The organism is Escherichia sp. WS3063 (genome assembly GCF_046486595.1).
Classification (GTDB): domain Bacteria; phylum Pseudomonadota; class Gammaproteobacteria; order Enterobacterales; family Enterobacteriaceae; genus Escherichia; species Escherichia coli.
Map to the genome: position 1 here is coordinate 1 of NZ_JBJQKY010000043.1, position 22212 is coordinate 22212.

At 51.9% G+C, this 22212-nt stretch carries 32 protein-coding genes; 4 read left to right on the plus strand and 28 right to left on the minus strand.

Annotation, left to right across the window (positions count from 1 at the left end):
* Window positions 1-54: 54 nt before the first annotated feature.
* Genes ACJHYW_RS24200 through ACJHYW_RS24280 form a run of 17 tightly spaced genes read right to left on the minus strand, consistent with a single transcriptional unit; the run spans window position 55 to window position 13991 of the window.
* Window positions 55-753 carry a phage minor tail protein L gene (locus ACJHYW_RS24200; RefSeq protein WP_001518412.1) on the minus strand — a complete coding sequence of 233 codons (699 nt, stop codon included), beginning with the start codon at window positions 751-753 and terminating at the stop codon, window positions 55-57.
* Entirely contained in the window at window positions 753-1082 is a 330-nt protein-coding gene (locus ACJHYW_RS24205; RefSeq protein ID WP_000847401.1) for a phage tail protein, read from the minus strand. Before ACJHYW_RS24205 ends, ACJHYW_RS24200 begins: the two co-directional genes overlap by 1 nt.
* Entirely contained in the window at window positions 1079-3640 is a 2562-nt protein-coding gene (locus ACJHYW_RS24210; RefSeq protein ID WP_001567091.1) for a phage tail tape measure protein, read from the minus strand. The genes ACJHYW_RS24205 and ACJHYW_RS24210 overlap by 4 nt, the downstream gene beginning before the upstream one ends.
* The gene (locus tag ACJHYW_RS24215) at window positions 3633-4052 is read right to left on the minus strand and encodes a phage tail assembly protein T (RefSeq protein ID WP_032199362.1); all 420 of its coding nucleotides are present in this window, start codon (window positions 4050-4052) and stop codon (window positions 3633-3635) included. Before ACJHYW_RS24215 ends, ACJHYW_RS24210 begins: the two co-directional genes overlap by 8 nt.
* A complete protein-coding gene (gene gpG, locus ACJHYW_RS24220) occupies window positions 4049-4471 on the minus strand; it encodes a phage tail assembly chaperone G (protein ID WP_001518409.1) in 423 nt (140 codons plus the stop codon). Before gpG ends, ACJHYW_RS24215 begins: the two co-directional genes overlap by 4 nt.
* A 15-nt stretch (window positions 4472-4486) precedes the next feature.
* The gene (locus ACJHYW_RS24225; protein ID WP_001518408.1) at window positions 4487-5227 is read right to left on the minus strand and encodes a phage tail protein; all 741 of its coding nucleotides are present in this window, start codon (window positions 5225-5227) and stop codon (window positions 4487-4489) included.
* 7 nt (window positions 5228-5234) lie between these two features.
* Window positions 5235-5630 carry a phage minor tail U family protein gene (locus tag ACJHYW_RS24230; RefSeq protein ID WP_000683145.1) on the minus strand — a complete coding sequence of 132 codons (396 nt, stop codon included), beginning with the start codon at window positions 5628-5630 and terminating at the stop codon, window positions 5235-5237.
* The gene (locus ACJHYW_RS24235) at window positions 5627-6205 is read right to left on the minus strand and encodes a phage tail protein (RefSeq protein ID WP_001518407.1); all 579 of its coding nucleotides are present in this window, start codon (window positions 6203-6205) and stop codon (window positions 5627-5629) included. Before ACJHYW_RS24235 ends, ACJHYW_RS24230 begins: the two co-directional genes overlap by 4 nt.
* Before the next feature lie 11 nt (window positions 6206-6216).
* Window positions 6217-6570, minus strand: coding sequence for a head-tail joining protein (locus ACJHYW_RS24240; RefSeq protein WP_000752994.1), 354 nt, complete (start codon window positions 6568-6570; stop codon window positions 6217-6219).
* 11 nt (window positions 6571-6581) lie between these two features.
* On the minus strand, window positions 6582-6980 hold the full coding sequence (locus ACJHYW_RS24245) for a DNA-packaging protein FI (RefSeq protein WP_001518405.1): 399 nt from the start codon (window positions 6978-6980) through the stop codon (window positions 6582-6584).
* Window positions 6981-7021: 41 nt separating this feature from the next.
* Entirely contained in the window at window positions 7022-8047 is a 1026-nt protein-coding gene (locus ACJHYW_RS24250; protein WP_000063252.1) for a major capsid protein, read from the minus strand.
* Between the two features lie 55 nt (window positions 8048-8102).
* Window positions 8103-8435 carry a head decoration protein gene (locus ACJHYW_RS24255; RefSeq protein ID WP_001299443.1) on the minus strand — a complete coding sequence of 111 codons (333 nt, stop codon included), beginning with the start codon at window positions 8433-8435 and terminating at the stop codon, window positions 8103-8105.
* A gap of 9 nt (window positions 8436-8444) precedes the next feature.
* Complete coding sequence (locus tag ACJHYW_RS24260; RefSeq protein ID WP_001518402.1) at window positions 8445-9764, minus strand: S49 family peptidase; 1320 nt, start codon at window positions 9762-9764, stop codon at window positions 8445-8447.
* Window positions 9745-11346 carry a phage portal protein gene (locus ACJHYW_RS24265; protein WP_001518401.1) on the minus strand — a complete coding sequence of 534 codons (1602 nt, stop codon included), beginning with the start codon at window positions 11344-11346 and terminating at the stop codon, window positions 9745-9747. The genes ACJHYW_RS24260 and ACJHYW_RS24265 overlap by 20 nt, the downstream gene beginning before the upstream one ends.
* On the minus strand, window positions 11343-11549 hold the full coding sequence (locus ACJHYW_RS24270) for a phage head-tail joining protein (protein WP_000198149.1): 207 nt from the start codon (window positions 11547-11549) through the stop codon (window positions 11343-11345). Before ACJHYW_RS24270 ends, ACJHYW_RS24265 begins: the two co-directional genes overlap by 4 nt.
* Window positions 11546-13471 (minus strand): phage terminase large subunit family protein, encoded by a 1926-nt coding sequence (locus ACJHYW_RS24275; protein WP_001518400.1) that lies wholly within the window; start codon window positions 13469-13471, stop codon window positions 11546-11548. The genes ACJHYW_RS24270 and ACJHYW_RS24275 overlap by 4 nt, the downstream gene beginning before the upstream one ends.
* Window positions 13446-13991 (minus strand): DNA-packaging protein, encoded by a 546-nt coding sequence (locus ACJHYW_RS24280; RefSeq protein WP_000453566.1) that lies wholly within the window; start codon window positions 13989-13991, stop codon window positions 13446-13448. The genes ACJHYW_RS24275 and ACJHYW_RS24280 overlap by 26 nt, the downstream gene beginning before the upstream one ends.
* A gap of 388 nt (window positions 13992-14379) precedes the next feature.
* On the opposite strand from ACJHYW_RS24280, the gene ACJHYW_RS24285 reads away from it, so the two are divergent.
* Together ACJHYW_RS24285 and iss are read left to right on the plus strand one after the other, a co-directional pair.
* On the plus strand, window positions 14380-14574 hold the full coding sequence (locus ACJHYW_RS24285) for a YlcI/YnfO family protein (RefSeq protein WP_001307652.1): 195 nt from the start codon (window positions 14380-14382) through the stop codon (window positions 14572-14574).
* A gap of 362 nt (window positions 14575-14936) precedes the next feature.
* A complete protein-coding gene (iss, locus tag ACJHYW_RS24290) occupies window positions 14937-15230 on the plus strand; it encodes an increased serum survival lipoprotein Iss (protein ID WP_000738423.1) in 294 nt (97 codons plus the stop codon).
* Between the two features lie 31 nt (window positions 15231-15261).
* Here the strand turns inward: iss and rzpD are convergent, their stop codons facing one another.
* From rzpD to ACJHYW_RS24305, 3 genes are read right to left on the minus strand one after another with little or no spacing between them, the layout of a single operon-like run.
* Entirely contained in the window at window positions 15262-15723 is a 462-nt protein-coding gene (gene rzpD, locus ACJHYW_RS24295) for a prophage endopeptidase RzpD (RefSeq protein WP_001518398.1), read from the minus strand.
* Window positions 15720-16196, minus strand: coding sequence for a glycoside hydrolase family 104 protein (locus ACJHYW_RS24300; RefSeq protein ID WP_001518397.1), 477 nt, complete (start codon window positions 16194-16196; stop codon window positions 15720-15722). The genes rzpD and ACJHYW_RS24300 overlap by 4 nt, the downstream gene beginning before the upstream one ends.
* Window positions 16197-16199: 3 nt before the next feature.
* Entirely contained in the window at window positions 16200-16526 is a 327-nt protein-coding gene (locus tag ACJHYW_RS24305; RefSeq protein WP_001120496.1) for a phage holin, lambda family, read from the minus strand.
* A 291-nt stretch (window positions 16527-16817) separates the two neighbouring features.
* On the opposite strand from ACJHYW_RS24305, the gene ACJHYW_RS24310 reads away from it, so the two are divergent.
* Both ACJHYW_RS24310 and ACJHYW_RS24315 read left to right on the plus strand, forming a co-directional pair.
* Entirely contained in the window at window positions 16818-17681 is an 864-nt protein-coding gene (locus ACJHYW_RS24310) for a nucleoid-associated protein (protein ID WP_001588485.1), read from the plus strand.
* 313 nt (window positions 17682-17994) lie between these two features.
* On the plus strand, window positions 17995-19209 hold the full coding sequence (locus tag ACJHYW_RS24315) for a hypothetical protein (RefSeq protein WP_000150292.1): 1215 nt from the start codon (window positions 17995-17997) through the stop codon (window positions 19207-19209).
* Here the strand turns inward: ACJHYW_RS24315 and ACJHYW_RS24320 are convergent.
* The 8 genes from ACJHYW_RS24320 to ACJHYW_RS24355 form a co-directional block, all read right to left on the minus strand.
* A complete protein-coding gene (locus ACJHYW_RS24320; protein ID WP_001205470.1) occupies window positions 19189-19545 on the minus strand; it encodes an antiterminator Q family protein in 357 nt (118 codons plus the stop codon). The genes ACJHYW_RS24315 and ACJHYW_RS24320 overlap by 21 nt on opposite strands.
* Before the next feature lie 84 nt (window positions 19546-19629).
* Window positions 19630-19770, minus strand: a complete 141-nt coding sequence (locus ACJHYW_RS24325; protein ID WP_032139865.1) for a YlcG family protein — start codon at window positions 19768-19770, stop codon at window positions 19630-19632.
* A complete protein-coding gene (gene rusA, locus ACJHYW_RS24330; RefSeq protein ID WP_001099712.1) occupies window positions 19767-20129 on the minus strand; it encodes a crossover junction endodeoxyribonuclease RusA in 363 nt (120 codons plus the stop codon). The genes ACJHYW_RS24325 and rusA overlap by 4 nt, the downstream gene beginning before the upstream one ends.
* A complete protein-coding gene (locus ACJHYW_RS24335) occupies window positions 20126-20416 on the minus strand; it encodes a DUF1364 domain-containing protein (protein ID WP_000774488.1) in 291 nt (96 codons plus the stop codon). The genes rusA and ACJHYW_RS24335 overlap by 4 nt, the downstream gene beginning before the upstream one ends.
* Window positions 20409-20579 carry a NinE family protein gene (locus tag ACJHYW_RS24340; protein WP_000224919.1) on the minus strand — a complete coding sequence of 57 codons (171 nt, stop codon included), beginning with the start codon at window positions 20577-20579 and terminating at the stop codon, window positions 20409-20411. The genes ACJHYW_RS24335 and ACJHYW_RS24340 overlap by 8 nt, the downstream gene beginning before the upstream one ends.
* Window positions 20579-21034: a DNA base-flipping protein YbcN gene (ybcN, locus tag ACJHYW_RS24345; RefSeq protein WP_001053033.1), complete on the minus strand. Its 456-nt coding sequence runs from the start codon at window positions 21032-21034 to the stop codon at window positions 20579-20581. Before ybcN ends, ACJHYW_RS24340 begins: the two co-directional genes overlap by 1 nt.
* Window positions 21031-21132: a hypothetical protein gene (locus tag ACJHYW_RS24350; protein WP_001309322.1), complete on the minus strand. Its 102-nt coding sequence runs from the start codon at window positions 21130-21132 to the stop codon at window positions 21031-21033. The genes ybcN and ACJHYW_RS24350 overlap by 4 nt, the downstream gene beginning before the upstream one ends.
* A gap of 98 nt (window positions 21133-21230) precedes the next feature.
* Window positions 21231-22076 (minus strand): hypothetical protein, encoded by an 846-nt coding sequence (locus tag ACJHYW_RS24355; protein WP_280740072.1) that lies wholly within the window; start codon window positions 22074-22076, stop codon window positions 21231-21233.
* Between the last annotated feature and the right edge of the window lie 136 nt (window positions 22077-22212).

Consider the following 22212-nt stretch of genomic DNA (forward strand, 5'->3'; position numbering starts at 1 on the left):
GGCGCACATCGCCGGGCGTGCGCCAGAATCGCTGATTCTGTCTCTGTCATGGGATTACTGCGAAAGTTTGTTAATGGAAAGGAAGCCGCCAAAGTTGCCGACGTTATTGCGGAACTTACAACCGCTCAGGCATTTGCTGCATTTATCCTTCGTGATATCGGACGTTGGCTGGTCATATTCATCCGCGACCGCCGGACCGTGATAACCGCACTCATCGCCGCGATAGGTCCAGGTGCAGGTGTTGGCCAGCATGATACGTCCCGGAAAAACAGCGCCGTCCGTTTCCGTCGGCGTGGACAGTACAAAGGAGGCACTGACCGCGCTCAGTTCGCTGCACTGCTCAATGCGCCAGCGGCTGATCACCTCCTGCTCCGAATCGGCGTCTCTGTTTCCGTTGACGAAGTTCACCGCATCCAGAAAACGGGCGTAAACCTTACGCCTGACCACCGTTCCGCCGACCAGACTCTGCAGATCTTCCGCCATCCCGGTGACCATGCCGTACAGGTTAGAAACCGTCAGCGTGGGGCGCGTACTGGTGCCTTTGCCATTCAGTTCAAAACCACTCCCCTGAATGGGATACGCCTGATACTGCCGCCCCTGCCAGGTGACCGGCTCACCTTTTTCGTTCTGCTCATTACAGAAAAAATAACGTTCTCCACCAACCTCTGTCAGATCGATTTCCCAGAGCACCACGCTGGCCGACTGCTCCGCACGGGTGCATTCATTCAGTGTTTCCTGCCGGATATCCTGCATCAGTTCACCACCTGTTTAAACTCTGCGCTGAACTCAACACGCAACATACTGACCTGCGACGACCATTTTGCGCAGGTCACCTTTATCTGCCTGTAACCATAAGGCGGCGTCCACAGAAAGGCCTTCCAGCCCCCGTGCTCAGCCAGAAACGACTCCAGCGCCGTGGCCTCCTCACGGGAGACAGACAGCGTCACGCTGTACGTTTTCAGGTCAGCGTTCAGCCCGGCAGGCGCACGCTGGGAATAGCCATCACCAAAGCGCACCTCCCTGACGGAAGGAGCCGATGTCACATCCATACCGGGTTTCACTTTCCAGCGGAAGGTCTTCATCGTCCACCTCCGGAGAACAGGCCACCATCACGCATCTGTGTCTGAATTTCATCACGGGCACCCTTGCGGGCCATGTCATACACCGCCTTCAGAGCGGCCGGACCTATCTGCCCGTTCGTGCCGTCGTTGTTAATCACCACATGGTTATTCTGCTCAAACGTCCCGGACGCCTGCGACCGGCTGTCTGCCATGCTGCCCGGTGTACCGACATAACCGCCGGTGGCATAGCCGCGCATCAGCCGGTAAAGATTCCCCACGCCAATCCGGCTGGTTGCCTCCTTCGTGAAGACAAACTCACCACGGTGAACAATCCCCGCTGGCTCATATTTGCCGCCGGTTCCCGTAAATCCTCCGGTTGCAAAATGGAATTTCGCCGCAGCGGCCTGAATGGCTGTACCGCCTGACGCGGATGCGCCGCCACCAACAGCCCCGCCAATGGCGCTGCCGATACTCCCGACAATCCCCACCATTGCCTGCTTAAGCAGAATTTCTGTCATCATGGACAGCACGGAACGGGTGAAGCTGCGCCAGTTCTGCTCACTGCCGGTCAGCATCGCCGCCATATTCTGTGCAATACCATCAAAGGTCTGCGTGGCTGCACTTTTTACCTGCGACATACTGTCCGTGGCGCTCTCTTCCCACTCACTCCAGCCGGACTTCAGGCCTGCCATCCAGTTCCCGCGAAGCTGGTCTTCAGCCGCCCAGGTCTTTTTCTGCTCTGACATGACGTTATTCAGCGCCAGCGGATTATCGCCATACTGTTCCTTCAGGCGCTGTTCCGTGGCTTCCCGTTCTGCCTGCCGGTCAGTCAGCCCCCGGCTTTTCGCATCAATGGCGGCCCGTTTTGCCCGTTGCTGCTGTGCGAATTTATCCGCCTGCTGCGCCAGCGCGTTCAGGCGCTCCTGATACGTAACCTTGTCGCCAAGCGCAGCCAGCTGGCGTTTGTACTCCAGCGTCTCATCTTTATGCGCCAGCAGGGATTTCTCCTGTGCAGACAGCTGGCGACGTTGCGCCGCCTCCTCCAGTACCGCGAACTGACTCTCCGCCTTCCACAAATCCCGGCGCTGCTGGCTGATTTTCTCATTTGCTCCGGCATGCTTCTCCAGCGTCCGGAGTTCTGCCTGAAGCGTCAGCAGAGCAGCATGAGCACTGTCTTCCTGACGATCGCCCGCAGACACCTTCACGCCGGACTGTTTCGGCTTTTTCAGCGTCGCTTCATAATCCTTTTTCGCCGCCGCCATCAGCGTGTTGTAATCCGCCTGCAGGATTTTCCCGTCTTTCAGTGCCTTGTTCAGTTCTTCCTGACGGGCGGTATATTTCTCCAGCGGCGTCTGCAGCCGTTCGTAAGCCTTCTGCGCCTCTTCGGTATATTTCAGCCGTGACGCTTCGGTATCGCTCTGCTGCTGCGCATTTTTGTCCTGTTGAGTCTGCTGCTCAGCCTTCTTTCGGGCGGCTTCAAGCGCAAGACGGGCCTTTTCACGGTCATCCCAGTAACGCGCCCGCGCTTCATCGTTAACAAAATAATCATCCTTGCGCAGATTCCAGATGTCGTCTGCTTTCTTAAACGCAGCCTCTGCCTTAATCAGCATCTCCTGCGCGGTATCAGGACGACCAATATCCAGCACCGCATCCCACATGGATTTGAATGCCCGCGCAGTCCTGTCTGCCCAGGTCTCCAGCGTGCCCATGTTCTCTTTCAGGCGGCGGGTCTGGTCATCAAACCCTTTCGTTGCGGCCTCGTTCGCCGCCTGCAATGCCCCGGCTTCATCGCCGGAACGCTGCAACTGAGCAACATACGCAATCTGCTCCGCCGTCACGTTATGGAACTGGCGTGCCATCGCCGTCAGCCCCGACGTCGGGTCTGTGGTCAGCTTCCCGAAGGCTTCAGCGACCTTGTCCACCTCCACGCTGGATGCAGAGGAGAAACGCGCCACACTCTGGCTGATGGACGCAATCTGAGCCTCACCGCTTACCCCCGCCTTAACCAGTGCGCTGAGTGACTCGCTGGTCTGGTCAAACGTCAGCCCTGCCGCCTGCCCGGCTCTGGACAGGACCAGCATGCGATCTGCCGTCAGCCCCGACTGATTGCCGGAAAGGACCAGCGTTTTGTTGAAATCGGACAGGGTTGAGTTGCCCTGATACCAGGCATACGCCAGCGCACCGGTCGCCACCGCCAGCGAGGTGGCCCCGACCATCGGCAGGGTGAGCGCACCGGCAAGCCCCCTGAACATGGGGATCATCCCGCCGAAGGAGTCCTTCACCTGACCACCCTGTTGCAGCAGGATCAGCCACGGACTTTGCCCGCCTGCAAGCTGCGTGGCCACGTCAGTGAACTGCGCAGGCAGCATACGCATGGCAGCTTTATACTGCCCAACGGAAATCCCCGCTTTCTGTGCAGCCAGCGCCTGTCGGCTCAGCGACTGTTCAACGACTGCCGCTGTTTTTTTCGCATCACTTTCCGTACCGGAAAAATGACGCCTGACTCTGGCCATCTGCTCGTCAAATCTGGCCGCATCCAGACTCAAATCAACGACCAGATCGCCTACCGGTTCAGCCATACCGGACTCCTCCTGCGATCCCTTCTGATACTGTCATCAGCATTACGTCATCCTCCGTCATGTCCGCCACATCCGTGGAAGTAGGGATAACTTCATTCCCGTCCGGGCCAAAGCGGACACCTCCGGCAAGCCCTGCCGCTTTCTGCATCAGCACATCATCTTCAGGCTCTTCGTCAGCCTCGCGCCGGTTCAGCAGACTGAAATCCAGCGGATGCATATCCGGATCGCTGAAAAACAGGCTGAGCACGGTGTACGTCAGCCCGGAAAAGTGCATATCCAGCAGAACATCATGAAAATAATGGGTACTGTAAAAGCGGTGCCAGTCGGCATACTCCGTGGATGACATCCCGGCAAGCATGGCACGCCAGTCGGGTCGCCCCATCTCACGCGCCAGTTTCAGGGCAAAACTCAGCTCACCGTCGAACGCTTTCCCGCAGAAACAGGCTCTGCAGGCCCGGAGTCCTCTGCCTGTTCAGGGGCATCATTCACCACAAACTCATACATACCGGACAGCCGGTACACCACGTTTTCAGCATGAGAAATTGCCTCCGTGGGCCAGGTGGTAAGCACTTCCTGCTCAATCTGTTTAACGGCTTCATTCATGGAAGGCAGCTTTGTCTTCTGCGGATGGTTATGCCACAGGGACATCGCCACCACAAAAGCACCGGTTCTGATGGCGTCTTCCACAGTAAACTTCCGGTTGCTGTCTGACTCCGCCTGTTCTGCCTGCCGTTTCATCAGGGCGAGATGCTCAATACGCTGCAGGGCTGACAGTTCAGAAAGCGTGACGGTCACACCGTTATGTTCAAATGATTCGGTTTTCAGGAACATCGCTGACTCTCCGGATTAACTGGCGGTGACGTTGATTTCTGCAACCGCAGCAAGTTCACCATTACCGGATACGACCGGAATGTTGACCTTGCCTGCAGCAACACCTTTCACGGTGATGGTCATACCACTGACCGACACGGTGGCTTTTGTTTTATCCGCAGACACCGCACGGAAGCTCTTGTCGGTTGCGCCTTCCGGCTGGAATGCCACGGTCAGCGTCGTGCTCTTCCCTTTCACCACCGAGGTGCTGGCAGGCGTCACGGTCATGCCGGTTGCCGCTGTTACCGTGCTGCGATCTTCTGCCATCGACGGACGTCCCACATTGGTGACTTTCACCGTGCGGGTGATCACTTCCTTCGCCGTCACCGCCTTACCGATACTGCTGACCCAGCCGCGGAACACATCGATCGTGCCGTTCGGGAAGCGGATTTTATAGGCACGGGTATCACCTTCATTAAACCACGCCAGCAGCGCCTGCTGCCCCTGCTCTCCGGGCATCCACGCCAGCGTGAAGCTGGTATCTCCGGCAGATTTCTGCCCCTGTCCGGTCGCGGTCCAGTCCGCATCTTCATCATCGAGATAACTGTCGTCATAGGACTCAGCGGTCAGTTCGCCGGGCGTCAGGTCTTTAACCTTTGCCAGACGCGACCAGTCATTGTCTGAAAGCGGGTTTGCATAAGGGTCGCCGCTCCCGTTATAAACCCACAGTGTGGTCCCGGCCCCTTTCACCGGTGCCAGAGGATTTGGTGTTGGCATATCGTCCTCACATTTCATAGGTAATGACATAAGTCAGATCGGCTGAACTCCACAGGCCCGCATCATCGTCGCGCCGGTAGTCATAGCCACTGGCCACCATACTGGTGATCAAATCTGACAGTGCCGGGATATCGCTCATCACCGGATAAATCCGGGACTCCATCCACGAATCCAGCTCTGAATCCGGCACCTGAGCAGGCAGGAAAACTTCAATATGCAGCTCCGCCTGCCAGGTATCGCTGTCCAGCTCTTCGCCCGTGTATTCAGCGCCGGTGAGATAAACGGCAATTGCCGGAAAATCTTCCTCATCAAAAACAGCAGGGCGACCATCAAAAAGCGTCGCCCCGGTGTCATGCTTCTCCAGTGCATCCAGTACGGCTGCACGGAGTTCAGTATGTTTCATCGCTTTATTACCATTCTCAGTTGATGCTGCAGCGCATAGCCCAGCTCTTTCGGAAGACGCTCACGCCGTATCCGCTCAATATTCTGTTTAAACGCCGTGGTCAGCGGCACCGCCATCGGGATTTTCACCACATCAATGGGGTAACGGTTTTTCCCGGCCACACGCTGCATGACATGCCACCGGCCATTTTTCAGTTGCTGAATAAACGCGCCGGGAATACGACGGTTTCCCACCACAAGCACGCTGCCGCCACCTTTCAGGGATGAACGCTGCCCCTTTTTACGACGCCTGCGTCGGGACAGGACAACCCGCGCGTTACCCAGCCTGATTACGGGCAAATCCCCCCGGTTAACCTTGATTCTGGCCTGCGGATTTTTGACCGTGGCCCTTTTCAGCCTGGCCCTTTCCTTTACCAGTTTCCGGCGTACCTTTGTCTCACGGGCAACCTGTGACGCCGACTGCGATATCGCGGATGAAGCAACGCGGTTAATGGCCATTGCGGCGGCACCGGGCACCGCCGTTCTGCTGATACGGCTGAGGTTTTCAACGGCCTGCTCAAGACCTTTTATGGCCATACATCCCCCTTTCAGCGGCGACGGTTAACGGCAGGCGGTACGCCCCGCCCAAGCCAGAGATGACAGCTTCCGCCATCATCCGGCGAAATCCGGTCTATCCAGAAGTTTTCCTCACCGATGGTCAGCGTGTCGCCGCGCCGCAGCTGCCGCACATCATCAGTCCGGACAAACAGGGACGGGCTGGAGCCTTCAACGCGCACGCCCTGTCCGGCATAGCTGATATTTTCAGGGTCATCAAAAACACCACGTATCACAGCACCGGACTGCTCACCGGATGTCATGGTGGCTGACGTTCCCATGTACCCGCGTATCGTTTCATCGGCGCGGGCAATGGCAGCATCGAACAGGTTATCGAAATCAGCCACAGCGCCTCCCGTTATTGCATTCTGGCCAGGCCGCGCTCTGTCATTTCAGCTGCCACACCGGCAGAGACACGGAACGCCGTTCCCGGCAGCACAAATGCCACAGGTTCATCCCGCGTGGCGTGAAGTGCATCAGTATGCAGCGTCACCAGTGCCACAACCGTGACCAGTTCAGCCGTATCCTGAATCACGGTATCCGGCTGCGCTGATACCACCTCATTTTCATGCCCGGTCAGCACATTTTCCCGGCTGAGAGGGGTGTCCTGACCGGCAGTTTCATCCGTGTCATCAAGCTCTTCTTCCAGCTCTGCCACACGAAGCGCCAGTTCTTCTTTCGTTCCCGTCAAACTGACATCGCGGTTCAGTTGCTCACCCAGCTCCTGAAGACGGGCAATCAGTTCATCTTTCGTCATGAACTCCTCCACAGAGAGAAAATGGCCCCGAAGGGCCATGATTACGCCAGTTGTACAGACACGAACTCATCAGGATCAGCCAGCAGCATCAGCGGTGCTGACTGAATCATGGTGAACTCACGCGCCGGATCGCCGGTGGTCACCCAGTTTTTCGGGTAACGGGCAGAGGCGTTAATGCCTTCGCGCTGTGCGTCCGCATCCTGAATGCAGCCATAGGTGCGCAGACCGCGTGCCTGAGTGTTCCCCAGCACCATCGTGTTGTCCGGCAGGAAGTTCTTTTTGACGCCGTTTTCCACGTACTGTCCGGAATACACGACGATGGCCACATCGCCATACATCCCCTTGTAGGACACCGCTTTGCCCAGGTCTTTCACCGCTGTCTCCAGCTCGGAATGAGAGCCGCGACGAGTATCCAGCTTCTCCTTGACGGCTTTGAAGGAACGGAACAGCGCCCAGCCTTTCGGATCAAACACGATGATATTCACCACTCCGCTGGCGTTCAGCGCGTAGGCTTCGATATCGTCGGTCGGGTCATACGTGGACTTGTCACGCTTGCTCCACTCCGTGCCGCCGGACTGCGTGATGTTGTTGGCCGCACTGCGGCCCATATCCACCTCAACCGGATCGAAAGCTTCACCGGTCATGGTGTATTTGCCCTTAAGCACGGCAGAAACTGCCTGCATCTCTTCGACCTGGGCAATGGCCAGCTCTTCGTCACGCATGTTCTGCATAATGATGCGACGGCGGCGGTAAGCCGGGTCCGCCAGATTCTGCGGATCTTCATCCGGCAGGCGACGCAGGGTCATCTGCGGATTCACCTCATGCTTCGGCTTGACATATCCCGGCGTAAATTCAGAGGTGGAGCCGCCACGGGAGCGGATAACCTCACCGGAAACAATCGGCGAAACGTACAGCGCCATGTTTACCAGCCCCGGAATTTGTGAGAGATAGACTTTCTCCGTGGTGAAGGGATAGCTCTCACGGAAAAAGAGACGCAGAAACAGCGGATCAAACTTAAATTTCTGCTCATTTGCCGCCAGCAGCTGGGCGGTTGTGTACATCGACATAAAAAAATCCCGTAAAAAAAGCCGCACAGGCGGCCTTTAGTGATGAAGGGTAAGGTTAAACGATGCTGATTGCCGTTCCGGCAAACGCGGTCCGTTTTTTCGTCTCGTCGCTGGCAGCCTCCGGCCAGAGCACATCCTCATAACGGAACGTGCCGGACTTGTAGAACGTCAGCGTGGTGCTGGTCTGGTCAGCAGCAACAGCAAGAATGCCAACGGCAGCACCGTCGGTGGTGCCATCCCACGCAACCAGCTTACGGGTGGAGGTGTCCAGCATCAGCGGGGTCATTGCAGGCGCTTTCGCACTCAATCCGCCTGGCGCGGTTGCGGTATGAGCCGGGTCACTGTTGCCCAGCGGCTGGTAATGGGTAAAGGTTTCTTTGCTCGTCATAAACATCCCTTACACTGGTGTGTTCAGCAAATCGTTAACGGCATCAGATGCCGGGTTACCTGCAGCCAGCGGTGCCGGTGCACCCTGCATCAGACGATCCAGCGCAGTGTCACTGCGCGCCTGTGCACTCTGTGGTGCTGCGGCCAGAATGCGGCGGGCCGTTTCCACGGTCATACCGGGGGTTTCTGCCAGAACGCGCGCCTGTTCTTCGCGTCCGTGAGCCTCCTCACAGTTGAGGATCCCCATAATGCGGCTGTTTTCTGCCGCAACCGCTGCAGTGATCTGCGCGTTCACGTCCGGCTGCGCCGCGCTGGCGTTTTCGCCCTCCGTCGCTGGCACCACCTCAGTAACGTCAGCCTGCGAAGCAGTGGCTGAAACAGTTGTTGATTGAGTCTCTTTGGTCATTCGCCCTCCTGAGAGACGGGATTTATGTGCATCCAGTGCATCACGCATGACGGTGATCGCATCGGTGCTGTTAACAAGTTCATCAGCCAGTCCGGCATCAATGGCCTCCTGACCGCTGTACACTGCAGCCTCGGTATCCAGCACAGCCTGCACAGACAGGCCGGTATATGCCGACACCTTCTGCGCAAACATCCGGCGGGTTGCGTCCATCCGGGACTGCAGTGTCTCCCGGACGTCATCCGGAAGATGGCTGTAAGGATTGCCATCCACCTTATGGCTGCCGCTGTAAATCAGCGTGATTTCCACGCCCTGTTTCTCCAGGGCAGCACCGTAATTACTGTGAGCCATCATGACGCCGATGGAGCCTGTCCGGGCGGTCTGCGTGACCAGACGCCGGGAGGCGGCACTGGCAAGCAGCTGACCTGCACTGCAGTTCATGTCGTTGGCCAGCGCCCATACCGGTTTTATGTCACGCACACGGGCGATGATGTCAGCGCAGTCAAATGCCCCCGCCACCATTCCGCCTGGCGTGTCCATATCGAGCAGAATGCCGTCCACCATCGGGTCGCTGGCGGCCTGTTGCAGACGGGCGATAATGCCGTTGTAACCGGTCATCCCCGAGTACGGCTGCAGCGCCCGCGTCCGGCTGACCAGCGTGCCGGACACCGGCAGCACGGCGATGCCGTTCATGACCTGATAACTGCGGGCCTGTCGTGGTCCGTCATCATCACCGGATAATGCCAGCGTCGCGAGTGCCTCCTGGGCAGTCAGGCTGTCGCCGGACACCGCATCCGTCAGGCGGCTGATCCCAAGCTGGCCTGCAAGCGCACAAAAGAAAACCCGCGCATAGGCGGGTTCAAGCATCAGCGGCTCATTAAAGGCCATGCTGGCAATATGCGGGAGATTACGCAGCTCTGCTGTCACTCTCCTCCTCCTCTGTTGATTGTCGCAGCCCGGATTCAAATGCCGCAGCCGCCCAGGCGGGCGGTTTAAGACCGGCCGCGCGGCGCTCCATCGTTTCACGGACCTGCTGGGCAAAAATTTCCTGATAGTCGTCGCCGCGTTTTGCGCACTCTTTCTCGTAGGTGCTCAGTCCGGCTTCTATCAGCATCACCGCTTCCCGAACTTCTTTCAGACCATCGATGGCCATACGACCGGAGCCTATCCAGTCGCAGTTCCCCCAGGCACTGCGGGCTTCCTGAAAACTGAAGCGCGCTTTTGAAGGTAACGTCACCACGCGGCGAACGATGGCCTCTTCCAGCCAGCACAGAAACATCTGGCTCGCCTGACGGGATGCGACGAATTTTCGCCGCCCCATAAAGTGCGCCCACGACTCGTTCGCGCTGGCCCGTGCCGTGGAGTAGCTCATCTGGGCGTAATTCCGGGAAAGCTGCTCATACGAGACACCCAGTCCGGCAGCGATATACCGCAGCAGTGACTGCTCAAACACGGAGTAGCCGTTATCCGTGTCCTGAGCCGTCTGCAGGTTCAGTGAGTCACCCGGCATCAGGTGCGGCACTTTTGCGCCTCCCAGACGGACCGGTGCTGCGGCGTAATACGCGGCAATTTCACCAATCCAGCCCGTCAGCCTTTCCCGCTGCTCCTGACTGTTCGCACCCAGAATAAAATCCATCGCTGACTGCGTATCCAGCTCACTCTCAATGGTGGCGGCATACATCGCCTTCACAATGGCGCTCTGCAGCTGCGTGTTCTGCAGCGTGTCGAGCATCTTCATCTGCTCCATCACGCTGTAAAACACATTTGCACCGCGGGTCTGTCCGTCCTCCACGGGTTCAAAAACGTGAATGAACGAGGCGCGCCCGCCGGGTAACTCACGGGGTATCCATGTCCATTTCTGCGGCATCCAGCCAGGATAGCCGTCCTCGCTGACGTAATATCCCAGCGCCGCGCCGCTGTCATTAATCTGCACACCGGCACGGCAGTTCCGGCTGTCGCCGGTATTGTTCGGGTTGCTGATACGCTTCGGACTGACCATCCGGAACTGTGTCCGGAACAGTCGCGACGGGCTGGTATCCCAGGTGGCCTGAACGAACAGTTCACCGTTAAAGGCATGCATGGCCACACCTTCCCGAATCATCATGGTGAACGTGCGTTTTCGCTCAACGTCAATGCAGCAACAGTCGTCCTCGGCAAACTCTTTCCATGCCGCTTCAACCTCGCGGGAAAAGGCACGGGCTTCTTCCTCCCCGATGCCCAGATAGCGCCAGCTTGGGCGATGACTGAGCCGGAAAAAAGACCCGACGATATGATCCTGATGCAGCTGGATGGCGTTGGCAGCATAGCCGTTATTGCGTACCAGATCGTCCGCGCGGGCATTGCCACGGGTAAAGTTGGGCAGCAGGGCTGCATCCACACTTTCACTCGGTGGATTCCACGCCCGCAACTGCCCACCAAATCCGCTGCCACCGCCGTGATAACCGGCATATTCGCGCAGCGATGTCATGCCGTCCGGTCCCAGTAGGGTGGGAATGGTGGGCGTTTTCATACATAAAATCCTGCAGGTCCCCTGCGTCGCTGTGTCATGCCGGTCTGCACTTCCAGCTCTGCAATATATTTTTTCAGGTCAGACACGGAAGTGGCCGTAAACTCCACCCTTCGTCCGTCTTTCTGTACTGTTGCCACCCGTTTACCTGTCATCAGGTCATGCAGTGCCGCACGGGCAGCGGCAAGTTCTTCCTGTCGCGTCATTCATCCTCTCCGGATAAGGCACGGGCGTAATCTGCCAGTGTTTTCTTGTTGGTTGCTGCACCATCCTCTTCCTGCAGGCTCGCCAGCAGCGCACTGAGATCCAGCTGCCAGCGGGAAATACTGATGCGCAGCGCCGCCAGCGCATAAACGAAGCAGTCGAGCGCCTCATTGCGTCGCTTTTTGCTGTCCCACAGTATTTTTTTCCTGCCATCCACCCATTTTTCGACCTGCTCTTCAGCCGTCAGCTGCTGCGCTTCGGTCAGATCAAAAATATCCGGGTTATTCGGGAAGTGAACGGCACCGGGAAGCGGTTCATCCCCTTCCGGCGTCAGTGTGAAGCGGTTATAAATCTGCTCTTTCGCGGTATCCGTACCGATTTCGGTAAGGTAAACCCCGTTTTTGTTTCGCTTACGTGGCATGCTGGCCACCGGCTTTCCGTAGACGGATGCCCCTTTAATGGGGATCACCCGGAACAGCCCATGTTTTTTCGAGCGTTCATACACAATGGTCGGGTCAATCCCGCCAGTATCCCAGCAGATACGGGATATCGACATTTCTGCACCATTCCGGCGGGTATAGGTTTTATTGATGGCCTCATCCACACGCAGCAGCGTCTGTTCATCGTCGTGGCGGCCCATAATAATCTGCCGGTCAATCAGCCAGCTTTCCTCACCCGGCCCCCATCCCCATACGCGCATTTCGTAGCGGTCCAGCTGGGAGTCGATACCGGCGGTCAGGTAAGCCACACGGTCAGGAACGGGCGCTGAATAATGCTCTTTCCGCTCTGCCATCACTTCAGCATCCGGACGTTCGCCAATTTTCGCCTCCCACGTCTCACCGAGCGTGGTGTTTACGAAGGTTTTACGTTTTCCCGTATCCCCTTTCGTCTTCATCCAGTCTTTGACAATCTGAACCCAGGTGGTGAACGGGCTGTACGCCGTCCAGATGTGAAAGGTCACACTGTCCGGTGGCTCAATCTCTTCACCGGATGACGAAAACCAGAGAATGCCATCACGGGTCCAGATCCCGGTCTTTTCGCAGATATAACGGGCATCAGTAAAGTCCAGCTCCTGCTGACGGATGACGCAGGCATTATGCTCGCAGAGATAAAACACGCTGGAGGGATCATCCGGCGTCCATTTGAGGCCAAACGGCGTATCTTTATCGCCAAATTTAAGGTACTGCTCCTCCCCACAGTGCGGGCAGGCAACATGAAAACGCATAAAATGCGGGGATTCACTGGCTGCACGCTCAATCTGGCAGGTGCCTCTCACTTTGGGCGTGGAGCCACGGATGGACTTTGGCCAGACCGAGCCTTCAATACGCTTATCGCCCAGGAACGTCGGAGAGCCTTCCTGTTCAATATCCTCATCAAAGGCAGCAAGTTCATCATAACCCGCCACATCCACTGACTTTTCACGGTAGTTTTTTGCCGCTTTACCGCCCAGGCACCAGAAGCCACGCCCATTGGTAAAACGCTTCATGGTGAGCGTGTTATCCCGGTGCTTTTTGCCATACCACGGTGCCAGCGCCAGCAGCGACGGAATATCACGGATAGTCGGCTCAACGTGGGTTTTCATAAAGTTCTCGGCATCACCATCCGTCGGCAACCAGATAAGGGTGTTGCGCTGCTTATGCTCTATGAAGTAGGCATAAACACCCAGCAGCATTTTGGAATAACCAACACGGGCAGACTTCACCACATTCACCTCGCGGATGTAGTCACTGCCCATCGCATTCATGATGGCCCGCTGAAAGGGCAGTGTTTCCCAGCGCCCTTCCTGGTATGCGGATTCTTTCGGGAGATAGTAATTGGCATCCGCCCATTCAACGGCGGTCTGTGGCTCCGGCCTGAACAGTGAGCGAAGCCCGGCGCGGACAAAATGCCGCAGCCTGTTAACCTGACTGTTCGATATATTCACTCAGCAACCCCGGTATCAGTTCATCCAGCGCGGCTGCTTTGTTCATGGCTTTGATGATATCCCGTTTCAGGAAATCAACATGTCGGTTTTCCAGTTCCGGAAAACGCCGCTGCACCGACAGGGGGATCCCGTCGAGAATACTGGCAATTTCACCTGCGATACGCGACAGCACGAAAGTACAGAATGCGGTTTCCACCACTTCAGCGGAGTCTCTGGCATTTTTCAGCTCCTGTGCGTCGGCCTGCGCACGCGTAAGTCGATGGCGTTCGTACTCAATAGTCCCTGGCTGGAGATCTGTCTCGCTGGCCTGCAGCAGTTCTTCAACCTCCCGGCGCAGCTTTTCGTTCTCAATTTCAGCATCCCTTTCGGCATACCATTTTATGACGGCGGCAGAGTCATAAAGCACCTCATTACCCTTGCCACCGCCTCGCAGAACGGGCATTCCCTGTTCCTGCCAGTTCTGAATGGTACGGATACTCGCACCGAAAATGTCAGCCAGCTGCTTTTTGTTGACTTCCATTGCTCATTCCACGGACAAAAACAGAGAAAGGAAACGACAGAGGCCAAAAAGCTCGCTTTCAGCACCTGTCGTTTCCTTTCTTTTCAGGGGGTGTTTTAAATAAAAACATTAGGTTACGGCGAAGAAGAACGGAAACACCTTAAACCGGAAAATTTTCATAAATAGCGAAAACCCGCGAGGTCGCCGCCCCGTAACCTGTCGGATCGCCGGAAAGGACCCGCAAAATGATAATAATTATCATCTACATGTCACAACGTGCATCTACGCCATCAAACCACGTCAAATAATCAATTATGACGCAGGTATCGTATTAATTGATCTGCATCAACTTAACGTAAAAACAACTTCAGACAATACAAATCAGCGACACTGAATACGGGGCAACCTCATGTCAACGAAGAACAGAACCCGCAGAACAACAACCCGCAACATCCGCTTTCCTAACCAAATGATTGAACAAATTAACATCGCTCTTGAGCAAAAAGGGTCCGGGAATTTCTCAGCCTGGGTCATTGAAGCCTGCCGTCGGAGACTAACGTCAGAAAAGAGAGCATATACATCAATCCAAAGTGATGATGGATGAACATCCCGGTTTCTTCCACCATCGCACCGGAAAAGCGACTATGAGGGTAACCCTGCGTCTGTCAGCACAGTAAAACCCGGTGTGCATCGTTTTTGATTATTCCCGCACACTCACGCAGAAGGAATTCCCCGTCGGGCTACGGTCATGGTTAATGCGGGAATACGGCGACGATACAGCGCAGCTAAAAGGGTAATAGACGGATAGACCGGTTTATTTCATTCCACAGGATTCTGAGTGTCCCCAACTTCCTCCAATAGTCTGAGCGTACACCTATATAGTTTTAATTTTCATCAATCCATTTAACTATCGTTTAATTGTTGTCACATAGGATTCTGCCGTTTTTAACAATGCAGGATAATAAGATGAAAAAAATGTTGTTTTCTGCCGCTCTGGCAATGCTTATTACAGGATGTGCTCAACAGACGTTTACTGTTGGAAACAAACCGACAGCAGTAACACCAAAGGAAACCATCACCCATCACTTCTTCGTTTCGGGAATTGGACAGGAGAAAACTGTTGATGCAGCCAAAATTTGTGGCGGCGCAGAAAATGTTGTTAAAACAGAAACCCAGCAAACATTCGTAAATGGATTGCTCGGTTTTATTACTTTAGGCATTTATACTCCGCTGGAAGCGCGTGTGTATTGCTCACAATAATTGCATGAGTTGCCCATCGATATGGGCAGCTCTATCTGCACTGCTCATTAATATACTTCTGGGTTCCTTCCAGTTGTTTTTGCATAGTGATCAGCCTCTCTCTGAGGGTGAAATAATCCCGTTCAGCGGTGTCTGCCAGTCGGGGGGAGGCTGCATTATCCACGCCGGAGGCGGTGGTGGCTTCACGCACTGACTGACAGACTGCTTTGATGTGCAACCGACGACGACCAGCGGCAACATCATCACGCAGAGCATCATTTTCAGCTTTCGCATCAGCTAACTCCTTCGTGTATTTTGCATCGAGCGCAGCAACATCACGCTGACGCATCTGCATGTCAGTAATTGCCGCGTTCGCCAGCTTCAGTTCTCTGGCATTTTTGTCGCGCTGGGCTTTGTAGGTAATGGCGTTATCACGGTAATGATTAACCGCCCATGACAGACAGACGATGATGCAGATAACCAGAGCGGAGATAATCGCGGTTAATCTGTTCATACCTCAATCTCTCTGACCATTCCGCCCGCTTCTTTGAATTTTGCAATCAGGCTGTCAGCCTTATGCTCGAACTGACCATAACCAGCGCCCGGAAGTGAAGCCCAGATATTGCTGCAACGGTCGATAGCCTGACGAATATCACCGCGATCAATCATCGGTAAAGCGCCACGCTCTTTAATCTGTTGCAGTGCCACAGCGTCCTGGCTTTTCGGAGAGAAGTCTTTCAGGCCAAGCTGCTTGCGGTAAGCAACCCACCAGCGTGAAAGAAGTTGATAACGGCCTGCAGCTGTTGATTTGAGTTTCGGGTTTAGCGTGACAAGTTTGCGAGGGTGATCGGAGTAATCAGTGAAGAGTTCTCCACCGACAATAACGTCATAACCGTGGTTACGTGTCGGTTGTCGCCCGTTATCCGTTCCCTCTGACCATGCCACCATATCAAGGAAAGCTTTACGCTGGGAATTTAGTACCTGCATAAATTACTCCTTAGAGCCACCAAACTTGTTACCGATTACTCTCATTGCAGCCCCACGAATAGCATCAACACCGATCAGCCCCACCCCACCACCAATGGCAACAGATAGTGATTTAGGCCATCCGACATACTCAAGAGCGGATGCAAAAGTCAGCGTCAGAGCGCCACAGAGTAGAATTTCGAGTGTTTTTCGCTTCCAGCCGCCACCACCGCCAAAATAGGCAATACGTAAACCAGCCATAACAATCGACATAATCACTGCGCCCAGCGGTGTGTCTCCACGCCACCAGCTCTGGACCAACTCCAGCCATGTATTTGGGTTATGAGGCATTTGTAGTTATCTCTCACCTCGCTGATACAGCAGGTGCAAATTGAGGAAACATCATGTACCGCAAATCAGAAGCGGAAACGTCAAAGAAGCCGAGTCAATGGATAACTGCGGGATAGGCTAGGACCAAGGAATCCCCAGACCCAGAAACGACAAAACCCGCTCGATGGCGGGTTTAAGCTGTGTGGCGAAGTGAGCACACTTAACAGATTACGATATTTTTTGCGTACGCGTTAGTGTTTTGATAGAATTTTCAGCCACATAAAAATTCATTCTTATAATTCGGGATATATAATGGATATAACTTGTTTAGAATGTGGCAATGTTCTTGACGACCCAACTGTAGCTTGCGATAAATGCGGTGCCACGCCTCATGTTGTAGTGCTGGGCAAACAATCGTACTTTCCTATTGGTGCTGTAACAGCAAATCTTGAAAAAAATGATTCAAGAGCATTTGATTATCGATTAGGTGAAGTTTGGGATCTAAAAAATGAAGTCACATCTGAATTCATAACCAGAATTGAGAAAAAATTTAGCCGAAAAAACAAATTTCATAACTTCCTAGACTCAGATCACAACCCTTCATCCATTCCTACGATCCTAAAAAAATACATTAATAAGAATAATGAATTCATTGATTTATCTAGAGCTATAATAGAGAAGCTTAAACATAATGCTAATAACGAATCGAGAGTTGCCCAACTTCAGGGGGGGAGCGTTGTTTTCATCCACTATAAGTCTACCGAACCAGAGGATTTGGGGAAACTTCTAATCGTAATGGTTGATAAACAAAGCGCCTATGACTTTGATTCGGATAAGTTGACCCCAACAAGATTAAATCCAATTAATACCGATGCCTTACGGCAGGCTGCGATGTTCGATTTAACTTTATTCGAAGCCAGTTATCCAGAAAACAAGGGTGACTCATATGTACATTTCTTGCAAGGTAAATCTAAAAGCGATTTTTTCAAAGACTCATTAGGTTGCCGACATGATTCGGACAATAAAAGAAGCATTCAGCAATTATTCAGTGCTATAGATATTTTTGCTAGTAAAAACTCACTCGGTCGTGTACTGCGTGATACTATTGACAATGAAGTTAAATCCTTACTGGAAAAAAATCAAAAGATAAACACGGAAATAAGTCCGTTAAGATAGAGGATATTTCAAAAATAATTGACTCATGCCTGACTGATTCACACAAATGTAAGGGAACGTTTGTCGATTTTGTTAATCTTAATGGTTTCCAGATTGACCCTCAATTTGAACCAACTCCTAAAGCAGCTGAAAGCGCGCTTACAATTGAAGTGGCAGATAACGACAATAATTTTAAGTTGAAAATAATGCGTGGAGCTATTGGAGACGAAAAGTCAAATAAGCCTGTAATTCTCACTGACAACAAATGCGAAATTGTGATAAAATTGAGTCAGGCAAATTATGATGAACTCAAAAGATATAGAGACAGCTAATAATGACAATTGCTGATGACTTATCAAGATTAGCGCAGATTATTAACGGAGCCTCAAGCAGAGTTGAGGGCTACTACACTGTCATAAGTCTTGAAGAAAGCATTGTTATTGTAAATAGTTCTGAAATAATTAGACTGTTACAATCTATAGGTTATAAAAAGGCAACAACCTGCATCGAAAATAATGAAATTTGGCTAGATCGCCAAGCTTCATCTTGGGATGATGCTATAATTTATGAGAATGTTGAGTCTTTTTGGTCTAGAGTAAACACCCAAAACGCTCTTCCGAAAAATTATATCATCGGAACGCCGTTAATACTCCCTACTTCTAAGAATGAAAGCATCGAAAAAATCCATATTTTCTTTATGTGGAAAGATATCCTTTCATTAATTGCTGATCATCATAACAGTGACTGCTCTGTCTTATTTTTCACCAATGAAGACAAAAGTTATACAGTCGAACTCACGCATTTTTTACAATATAGCGAGATTAATCGCTTATCGAACTCGTCTCTTAAATATGAAATTATAAAGGAGCTTCTCGACACAATAAAAATCAATGATTTACACAAAAGCGAGCGCAAGCTCGTTATACGCTCAGCCATAAACGAAGTATTTAAAGCAAATGGTACGTTCAATTTCTTTGACTTGCTTAACTCTACTGAACTCGTCAGGAAAAAATATGATGAACTATATGAGATTTACACAAAGAGGTTTTCTGTAAATAAAATTCTTAACGAACTCGATGAGAAAAATCTTGAGTTCACGAGTAAAATTAACGAATTCATATCATCTAATCAGACAAAAGCATTGACTATTCCCGGTGCATTAATAGCAGCTGGTGGCTTAGTGAAGGCTAATGAAACAACCGAAGCAATATTGATTATCGCAGGACTTTGGATGATAAAAAAAGTCAATTACATTTCTATTGAGATATTCAATGAAACATTCGACAACTTACGTTCTCGAGTGGAGTCCGCTTTCGATAAGTATTTAAAGTTTGAAGAAAATAAAGAAATCAAAGATAATGCAGATAGTATTAAGAGTAGCATTACAGGTTTGATTGATAAAGCTAAAAAAAGGATGAGAACTGTTAAATATCTCGCATCAGCCATGTTTTATGGAGGCCTTATTTACGTTGGATATAAACAGTTCCCAGTCTTTTTTGAAAAATCGGCAGTAAATCTATTTTATTTTTTATGCCATACTATAAGCTAACATTGCTAAACAGCCGTCAACAAACCCCATTGCAGTTTGCAGTTCCTTCCTAATTGTGCCATCAGAGCATTTTCTCTTCTTCGCAATAGTGCGTAATGAGATACCGATAACAAAGTGGGCGATGATGAGCTCATATTCCTCTGGTTTATACCTTCTCAACCGAGCCACACAACTGTCTATCATGATGCCTTCGTCATCATCACACTGAATCCGTGACTTTTTGCCATGAGGTAAAAGTCCCTTGAAACCAGCCGCTATCGGCTGCCAGTCCACTCCGCTATTGTCTGAAGCAGCCCAAGCTCCCCAACGATCCATTACTTCATACATATCACGCATCAACTTTCTCCACAAAATCAGGCCAGAACGCCAATTACAAGCAAAAATCAACAAAACAGTATTAGTTGATTGTTATCTCTGACTTCATACTCCTGCTCCTGTCAGGGTTTTGGCGTAATTCTTCAGTATTCGGTAATCGGTCAAAACAGAACCGGGGAAACGATATAAGCGCAGACGCCCCCAGCGGTGGCGAAGAAATTCTGCCATATTAAACTCAAACATCATTCATTCCCCATTTCGGTGATGGTCAGTTCCAGCCTCCCACCTTTGGTAACAGGCATCTTCACAACGCGGTAATCAACGACCTGAGCATCATCCAGCCAGAAACCTGCTTTAGTGAGTGCGTCAAAAGCGGCTTTTTGCAGATTATCCAGGTCACGGCGACGGCGATCCGGCATGTGGCACTCAATGCGGATTTTCACAGGCATAGCTAGGCCGATATCCAGCATTGCGTTTTTAATGATTCGGGCGACGTTATCGCGGTATGCCTGCCCCTCTGCGCTGACGTGCGTGCGCCCGCGATTATGGCGGTAATAGCGATTATTGCTCGGAGGCCAGGGTAATGTGATACTGTAGGTATTCACGCCTTAATAACCCCCTCTTTCAGCCAGATAACCTGTGTTCTCGCCATACCTTCCAGCGCGCATTCTTTTGCATATGCAGCATCGACAAAATGTGTGCGGCGGTCGATTTCGTCGTGGCAGGCAGAACATGCAATGGTGGCAATCAGGTCTGGCGGTTTGATACCGGTACCGCACAATCCAGCCAGCCGGATATGTGCCAGTACAGACGTTTCAGAATTGCCATTACATACGCCAGGGATTCTTACCTGGCATTCCCGACCACGCGCTGCTTTTCTCAAATCAGCCATGATTCCTCCTTGCTGCCAGTCGCAACCATTTTTTATCAACCAGGCTAGCGGTATATCCGAGCAGTGTTGGTATTTCGGATGGCTTCGGCTCAGGCTTACGCTTACGACGATTTGATACTCTGTAGATGTGTCCGTTCATGACACGAATAAGCGGTGTAGCCATTACGCCTCCTGCTTGTCACGGAGCAGCTGGAACTCGCAGCTCTGCGGAATAGTCAGGTGGCAGCCAATATTCACCGCCCAGGCTTCAACCTTACACAGGAAGACATACATCTCTCCGGTATCAAGATCGGAGGTATGGCGTAACGACTGGATAGTGGTGATATCACCGGTTACGACATCAACCAGGTCTTTGGTTTCATAACCGAGATATGTGTGTTTGAGAGCATCTTTTACCCAAGCTGGAGTGGCGAACGTTTTACCCCTGTTGATGAGGTATTCACTGATTTCGCTGTACCACATGTGGCTGAGTGCATTCTGGGAAAGACTGCGTTTCTCACGCCACGGTTTAAGCACCATGCGAAAGCATTTGCCCTCCTCCAGATAAGGCTGGATCTGCCGACCGATAGCGGTGAAGTTACCGCGATGTAATTTGATGCCATCTTGTGGGAGATTCACGCTTCACCTCCGCAGAGGTCAAACGCTGGATGCAAAAAATCGCAGGTGCATCTCTGCATCTGTGAAGGGAGAAGAGAGTTTGGATTGTATGTGCGCATAAACGTCCCCGTTTAGCGCAGAAGTCACCGGAGTTGTTCAGGCTCCGATGACATGATTATGGCAAAATGATTATGTAAAATCAAAAGCCAAAAAACAATTATGGTTTATTTTCTAGCTCTGATTTTTTGAAAGCTTCTATCAGACGATTAGCATCTTCTGTACCACCAGGAAGCACGTTTGATTTTTTAAGAATATACGGTGGGAACTTTGTGGTTAAATATTCATGCTTAAACCATCTACGAAACTCTGACAATGCAGAATCAGGATAGGCATTAATGATCTGAGGATTGGAACTTGCCTGAAGAAAATCTTCAGGGTAATAATGCTCACAGTCTACTCTTTCTCCAAATTCTGTTGCTAACCCCTTTGCTTTCCAGTGACGCGCCCAGCAAGAACCAACACTGCCATCAGGTACGGTATGCTGATTAATCGCTAATCCAGCATTGATGAGATCTACCATCATACCTGCAATTTCATTAAATATAATGAAATACCCATCAGGTATGGTTCCCTTATCTTTTAATAAAGATACTCTGTCATGGTAATGCCTCCACGGGTCCTCCGGTTGATATTTTAGCGCCTCGTATATAAATGTCTTGAGGCCTTTTTTAGCAAGCTCTCTGTAAGATCTAATTGCAGTCTCACTTTCTGCTTGTTTTGCTTCAAAGGCATAGTATTCAAGTATAGCCATGCATACAACATCTGGATAAGCATGGTACTCAACACCATTTCGAATTATTGGTATATAAAGTTTTTCATCTGTAAAACCTTCATTAAGAAGATATGTACCAATAAAAGTCATTCTTCCTTTTTTGAAAATACCGTTCTCAACAGATTGAGCCCACTCATCGGTAATTTCCTTGATTCGCAAACGCTGAACACCACAAACATTTGCCAACCCATTCTGAGTAAGGTACGGAATTCCGTTATCGAGTACCCCCATTTCTATACCGTTAATGACAGCCTCTTGAACCGCCCCGGGAATCCTGGAGACTAAACTCCCTGAGAAAGAGGTAAACAGGATGACTAAAAATACTCGTTTTTCCCCCGAAGTCCGTCAGAGGGCGATTCGTATGGTT